Below are 6,212 nucleotides of genomic sequence, written 5' to 3' on the forward strand. Positions count from 1 at the left end.
ATCACTAAACCCGCCCCGATTGAGTGCTTCGATAAATGACGTAGCTTGCTGGGAGCGAAGCGAGTATGAGCAATGAGCAATGAGCAATGACCAATGACCAATGACAATCTAAATTATTCCCACCTCCTTAATTTAGCCATCTGGGAACTGCCAACAGGGAATCCGTTCAATATTGTGGCTACCGCAGTGATTACAGGCACTCTTTAACGAGGAGTCCACCCATTCATCACCGCAATGGCGACAATGACAAAAAATATTGTTGTGATTGGCGATTTCGATTTTCTGACGCCATTGGTTCAACAGAGTATTATCTTGTTCGTTTTCGTTGCCAATTTCTGACATAGTATTATTCAACACTGGAAAACCGTTGTAATGCGAGCATCTTGCTCGCTACCCATTCCCAATTTAAATGGGTGACAACTTATGCAGCAAACCCTAGCTTAAATCTGAGGTAGGAGCAGGTGCAAGTCACTCCAGAAAAGATATCATCGATACATTCAACTAAACCCGCTCTTCCAGGGCAAACCTCAACGAAGAGAAGAGGGCGATACAATTAGTTAGTGCCAGCGCTCTTGGAAACATGGAAATTTACTGCACTCGTCCCACCTGTCCTCGCCCTCAAAACTTTTTTGCCGATCTCGATGACAAGGCGACACTGCAAACGGCACAACAGAAGTATTGTACGGCTTGTGGAATGCCCTTGATTTTAGTGGGTCGCTATCTTCCTACCAAGTTACTGGGTCAGGGCGGTTTTGGTACCGCATTTCTGGCACGCGATCGCTATACGCCAACGATGCGTGATTGTGTCGCCAAGCAGTTCCAGCCCTCTGGCGACTTAAGCCCCCAACAACTTGCCATTGCCCAAGGTTTATTTGAACGGGAAGCGGAGGTATTAGAACAACTCGGTAATGATCATCCCCAAATTCCCAATCTTTATGCCTTTTTCCCGTTGAGTGTTGGTAATTTGAACCAATCGGGTAAAGAAGACCAGTTTTTCTACTTAGTCCAGGAATTTATTGATGGACAAGACTTGGAGGAGGAACTGCAAACCAAAGGCACATTCTCGGAAGCTGAAGTCCTAGAAGTGTTACAGGCAATGCTGAAGGTACTTCAGTTTGTCCATGAGAATGGTTCAATCCATCGGGATATTAAACCCTCTAATATCATGCGTCACCAGAATGGACGCTTGTACCTGTTGGATTTTGGTGCAGTTAAACAACAAGTTACCAAAGGCGTAGCAGGAACCCCCTCTGGCAAATCTACGGGAATTTATTCGATGGGATTTGCGCCACCCGAACAGATGTCAGGGGCGCAAGTGTACCCGTCAACAGACTTGTATGCGTTGGCGGTAACGTTGATTATGTTGCTGACGGGGAAAGAACCAGAAGAGTTATATGATTCCTACAATAACTCTTGGAACTGGAGACCCTATACCCAGGTTAGTGATACGCTAGCAGACGCCTTAAACCGTATGCTTCTGCCAACCCCAAATAAACGCTTTCAATCGGCTCAAGAGGTGATGGACGCTCTGAAACCGCGTCGAACTCCCCCTGCACCGCCGCCGCCGCCTCCACCTCCCCCCACTCCCAAACCCCAACCAGCCGTTCAACAACAATCTGTGGTTCAACCGCAACCTGTGGTTCAGCAACAACCCGCGATTCAGCGACAAAAACCCAGCTTTACCCTATCAGAAACGTTAATCGGGGCAGGGTTTACAGGCTTTGAAGGAGCGTTACTGTTTATTGCGCTGAAAAGTTTTCTGGGTATCTCTGGGATTAGTGTGGGATTAGTGGGAATGATTGTCGGGGGTTTAATTTATACGCAATACCGCCGGATTATTGAAGGCAAAGACTTGCTAATTTTAGCTGGAATAACATTGGTATTACTGTTCATACCAGCATTACGGCTTGGGTTATCCATTCCTGGCGTCATCTTGGCTGGAGTGTTGGTTGGCGCAGGTGCGATCGCCATCACTGCTCTATTTCGCTTGATTTACTTATTATTGTCTCGTTTCCTGTAAAGGCAAGTAGCCAAGACTGATGAATCAGGGCGGGTTTTGCTTTTCAGTTATTGGTGAAAAGCTGACCTGAGTCCCTAAACCCGCCCCTACAATTGATTTATAACTTATATATAACTGATAACTTATGACTTCTTTGGATATGAACAATGGAAATCCACTGCACTCGCCCCCATTGCCCTCGTCCCGAAAACTTCTTTGCTGAACTGGATCAGAAAGCCACGCTGCAAACAGCACAGCAGAGATATTGTACAGCTTGTGGAATACCACTTATTTTGGGGGGTCGTTATATTCCAACCCAGTTACTAAATCAGGGGGGTTTTGGCACAACGTTTTTGGCACGCGATCGCCACACCCCAATGATGCGCTATTGTGTCGTCAAGCAGTTTCAGCCTTCTGATCAATTAAGTCCCTCCCAACTCGCTAAAGCTCAAGAGCTATTTGAGCAAGAGGCAGAGGTTTTAGAAAAACTGGGTAATACTCATCCTCAAATTCCTAATCTCTATGCCTTTTTTCCCTTAACTGTTGCCAAGTTATCCCAACCTGATACTCAAGATAAATACTTTTACTTAGTACAGGAATTTATTGATGGACAAGATTTAGAAGAAGAACTGCAAACCAAAGGAATATTCTCTGAACCTGAAGTTATAGAAATTCTCAGAGAAATGCTGGCAGTCCTCAAGTTTGTCCATGAGAATGGTTCAATCCATCGGGATATTAAACCCTCCAATATTATGCGTCACCGGAATGGACGGCTGTACCTGTTGGATTTTGGTGCAGTTAAGCAGGTTAGCAAAACGGCAGGGGAAAGATCGTCTAGATCCTCGACGGGCATTTATTCTCCTGGATATGCTCCACCTGAACAGATGAGAGGGGGAGAGGTTAAACCTTCCTCTGACTTGTATGCTTTAGCTGTGACAATAGTTGTCTTGTTGACAGGTAAAGATCTCAAAGATCTGCGCGATTCCCATACTAATTGTTGGCATTGGAAACAGTATATTCAAGTTAGCAATACTCTAGCAGATGTATTAGATAAGCTGCTCTTAGAAGCACCAGTTCAGCGTTTTCAATCGGCTCAAGAGGTGATAGATTTTATGGACTCAACACCATTATCACCTCCGACTCAATCCTCACAACAACCCCATTCCCCAATTCCGCCGATTCCGCCGATTCCGCCAATTCCGCCAATTCCGCCAATTCCACCTCGTTCACTATCAGAAATTTTTGCGAAAGCGGCATTTGTCGGATTTGAAGGTGGATTACTTTTCATTTTTATAAACAGTTTACTGGGTATTTCAGGTATAAGTGTGGGAGTATTGGGTATGGTCGTTGGCGGTTTAGTTTATACACAATACAATCACCGGATCAAAAACAAAAATTTGCTAATTATTAGCGGAATTACTTTTGCTGTCTTGCTCATCCCTCTACTAGGGAGCGGCTGGTCTATCCTAGAAGTAGTCCTTACTGGAGGGATTGCTGCAGCGAGTGCGATCGCCATTACTGCTCTATTTCGTTTGATGTATTTGCTGTTGTCTCGTTTGCTATGAAGATAAGGAGGATAAAAGGCGCGATCGCGACTCAAAAGCAGGTTCCCTTGAACGAAGGAAAGGGTTCCGTAGCCAAGACTGATGAATCAGGGCGGGTTTTGCTTTTCAGTTATTGGTAAAAAGCTAACCTGAGTCCCTAAACCCGCCCCTACAATTGATTTATAACTTATATATAACTGATAACTTATGACTTCTTTGGATATGAACAATAGAAATCTACTGCACTCGTCCCCATTGCCCTCGTCGCCAAAACATTTTTCCCTTTACAGCTCTTTGCGCTGTAATAAAGTACAGTAGATCAAAGTCCCCCTTTTTAAGGGGGATTTAGGGGGATCGACAATGTAAGCTGTTCGGCATTTAAACCTTTGCTAGGAAGATCAGGGTATTCTTAGAACCTTATAAGAGGGCGGGTTTTGTTGATGAATTATTGGTGGATATCTGAATTTAGTCCCTAAACCCGCCCCTACAATTGACTGATTTATGCTCAAATTTCCCAACTTCCCCAGCTCCCTCTGCTCCCTCTGCTCCCTACCTTCACAGATTTCCCGACTTATCGTCCTGTATAGGTGACAAAGATATCCTTGTTGACGGTAACTTCTACAGGATTATCAGGATCGTACACTGATGAAGTAGTATTGCCAAAGGGTAAATTTCCCTCTGAGTCACATCCGGGTAAGAAAACCTCATAGAAGGGTTCAGCGACTGAGGGGACTAGCCTCAGTTGAGTTCCCATCGCCGCAGCGAGACTGTTGGCTCGGTTTTGAGCATCTTCAACGGCTGATTGATAAGCGGCTTGGACTAGGGCTTGACAGTTATTCACCGCATATTCTACGTTAACTGTACTGATCAGAATCTCTTCAATCGGGCTGGCTGCATCCGTTGCGGTATTGACAATTTCCTCCAAGCGATCGCGGTTGGGATTGTCCACAGTAACAACAAGCTGCGCTCCTCCTTCTGTGGCGGTGGAGGGAAAGGGAAAAGGTAAAAAACTACCACTGGGTTCAAGAATTTCTAAGTCAATCGCTTGATCAGAAACACCAATGGCTTGGAGTGCATCCAGAATGGGTTGCAACATCTCTAGAGTGATTGCTTCTTCTGAGGGTTCAAATTGAGACAAGACTCCCTCTGGCGGCGACGGATAGTTTCTGGCAAATTTAAACAGGAGACTAGCTTTATCAGCAGGTTGGCTGGCTCGACCTTTGCCAATCACCCGAAACGTCGGTTCTGCGCTGGGTGGTGGATAAAATAACTGGCTGATTTGACGAGCATCGGGCGTTGAGTCGTTACTGATAGTCTCAGTATTACCTGGATTAGGAATGAAACTTGTAGTGATAACAGCGACAACCAAAGATGACATAACTCTTTTTTTCATTCTGCCCGATTCTCCTAACCCATTTGGCGATAACAGTGGTTCAATTATCCAACAGCAAAATTATCCTAGCTCAGTTCCGCCCAAAACTATACCCGCTAGAACAAATAATCATAAAATTCACCACCCCATCAACGATTAGGGTGGTGAACAATATCACGAGCAGATTATGTCCTGTTTTCCGGCTAGCCCGGTACAGTCTCAAGTCAGATTAACTGTCATACATTCGAGATTCCAGGGCTTCCGGATACTCTTCGCAATATTCCTCAAACGCTGTTTGGGAGGGTTTCTCTGCCCGTTGGTGTGCCGCTTCCGCTTGCAGTTCTTCCACAATATCCCAGGCGGCGGCACATTCTTTAGACGTTGGTCCTTTTTGGGCGCAGACAGCCCGTGCTTCTTCTACCGCTTTGCGGATTTCGTCTTCAAGAAGTACGCTCTTGGGTTTATCGAGAAAGTCTCCTTTAGCCAGAATATCGGTAATAGAGATAATACCCAGGAGTTTGTCCTTGATCACTGGAGCGCGGCGAATGCCTGTATTGGCAAACAATCGCGCCACGTATTCTACACCGAGGTTAGGATTGACTACAATGCAGGGCTTATTCATAATTTCATAAACCCGCACTTTTTTGGGGTCTTTGCCATAGGCAATCACTTTATAAACAATATCCGTTTCCGTGACGATGCCATAAGCATCTTGGTCATGGCGGCGATCTACAATTAAAGCCCGTAGACCCATATCGTTCATCAAATCCACAGCATCAGCTACGGTGGCTGAACCGCGAATGGTGACCACATCGGTGGTCATGATGTCTTGAGCCTTCATCATCATTTGAGTTTCTCCTGGACGTTGATCTGCCTTTATGATGTGACAGGGAAGTCAATCAGTCCTCAGACAATGCTTACGTTGGAAGCTGATTCTTCCAAGCCCCGAACTCTGAGAGATTAGGGTCATTGACCTGTAGGGACTTCTATCGTGGAGCATTTTTGATTAAGGTTTTCTCTTATTGCTCTACCCGGAGAGTCCCACGGACTTTACCGCTATTTTAACGCTATTTGAGTATTATTGCTTATCTAGAACCTATGCACCAATAGCGAAAGATGACTGGTTTACCTGAATCTCCTGGTTTTGAAGGGAGGGGTGACATCCTCCTACACCGAATCGAAGATTACGGTGTAGGCTTCCTTACCTCACGATAAGGCATTGCTCCCCTACGCCATTTATCTAGGCTCATCGCCCCCGACACCTCGACTTGAGAGCCAATTTCTTGCTTTTCCAGAG

At 45.5% G+C, this 6,212-nt stretch carries 6 protein-coding genes; 3 read left to right on the plus strand and 3 right to left on the minus strand.

Going from position 1 to position 6,212, the window contains the following annotated elements; all coding sequences use genetic code 11:
* Nucleotides 1–132 precede the first annotated feature (132 nt).
* Nucleotides 133–357 (minus strand): hypothetical protein, encoded by a 225-nt coding sequence (locus RH949_RS00095; RefSeq protein WP_446351544.1) that lies wholly within the window; start codon nt 355–357, stop codon nt 133–135.
* A 223-nt stretch (nt 358–580) separates the two neighbouring features.
* Between RH949_RS00095 and RH949_RS00100 the strand changes: the two genes are divergently transcribed.
* From RH949_RS00100 to RH949_RS00110, 3 genes are all read left to right on the plus strand, one after another.
* Nucleotides 581–2,020 carry a serine/threonine-protein kinase gene (locus tag RH949_RS00100; RefSeq protein ID WP_044210998.1) on the plus strand — a complete coding sequence of 480 codons (1,440 nt, stop codon included), beginning with the start codon at nt 581–583 and terminating at the stop codon, nt 2,018–2,020.
* A 146-nt stretch (nt 2,021–2,166) separates the two neighbouring features.
* A complete protein-coding gene (locus RH949_RS00105; RefSeq protein WP_446351545.1) occupies nt 2,167–3,564 on the plus strand; it encodes a protein kinase domain-containing protein in 1,398 nt (465 codons plus the stop codon).
* 214 nt (nt 3,565–3,778) lie between these two features.
* Complete coding sequence (locus RH949_RS00110) at nt 3,779–3,892, plus strand: 4-Cys prefix domain-containing protein (protein WP_446351549.1); 114 nt, start codon at nt 3,779–3,781, stop codon at nt 3,890–3,892.
* A gap of 222 nt (nt 3,893–4,114) precedes the next feature.
* Here RH949_RS00110 and RH949_RS00115 read toward each other — a convergent pair whose 3' ends face one another.
* Together RH949_RS00115 and RH949_RS00120 are read right to left on the minus strand one after the other, a co-directional pair.
* Complete coding sequence (locus tag RH949_RS00115; RefSeq protein WP_446351546.1) at nt 4,115–4,921, minus strand: SIMPL domain-containing protein; 807 nt, start codon at nt 4,919–4,921, stop codon at nt 4,115–4,117.
* A 223-nt stretch (nt 4,922–5,144) separates the two neighbouring features.
* On the minus strand, nt 5,145–5,762 hold the full coding sequence (locus RH949_RS00120; RefSeq protein ID WP_006106059.1) for a CP12 domain-containing protein: 618 nt from the start codon (nt 5,760–5,762) through the stop codon (nt 5,145–5,147).
* Between the last annotated feature and the right edge of the window lie 450 nt (nt 5,763–6,212).

The organism is Coleofasciculus sp. A1-SPW-01, assembly GCF_040217205.1.
GTDB lineage: Bacteria > Cyanobacteriota > Cyanobacteriia > Cyanobacteriales > Coleofasciculaceae > Coleofasciculus > Coleofasciculus chthonoplastes_A.

Bases quoted from the DNA above. Each gene is read 5' to 3' on its own strand.
- RH949_RS00115 (WP_446351546.1), bottom strand. From the start codon at position 4,921: ATGTCATCTTTGGTTGTCGCTGTTATCACTACAAGTTTCATTCCTAAT.
- RH949_RS00100 (WP_044210998.1), top strand. From the start codon at position 581: ATGGAAATTTACTGCACTCGTCCCACCTGTCCTCGCCCTCAAAACTTT.
- RH949_RS00105 (WP_446351545.1), top strand. From the start codon at position 2,167: ATGGAAATCCACTGCACTCGCCCCCATTGCCCTCGTCCCGAAAACTTC.
- RH949_RS00120 (WP_006106059.1), bottom strand. From the start codon at position 5,762: ATGATGATGAAGGCTCAAGACATCATGACCACCGATGTGGTCACCATT.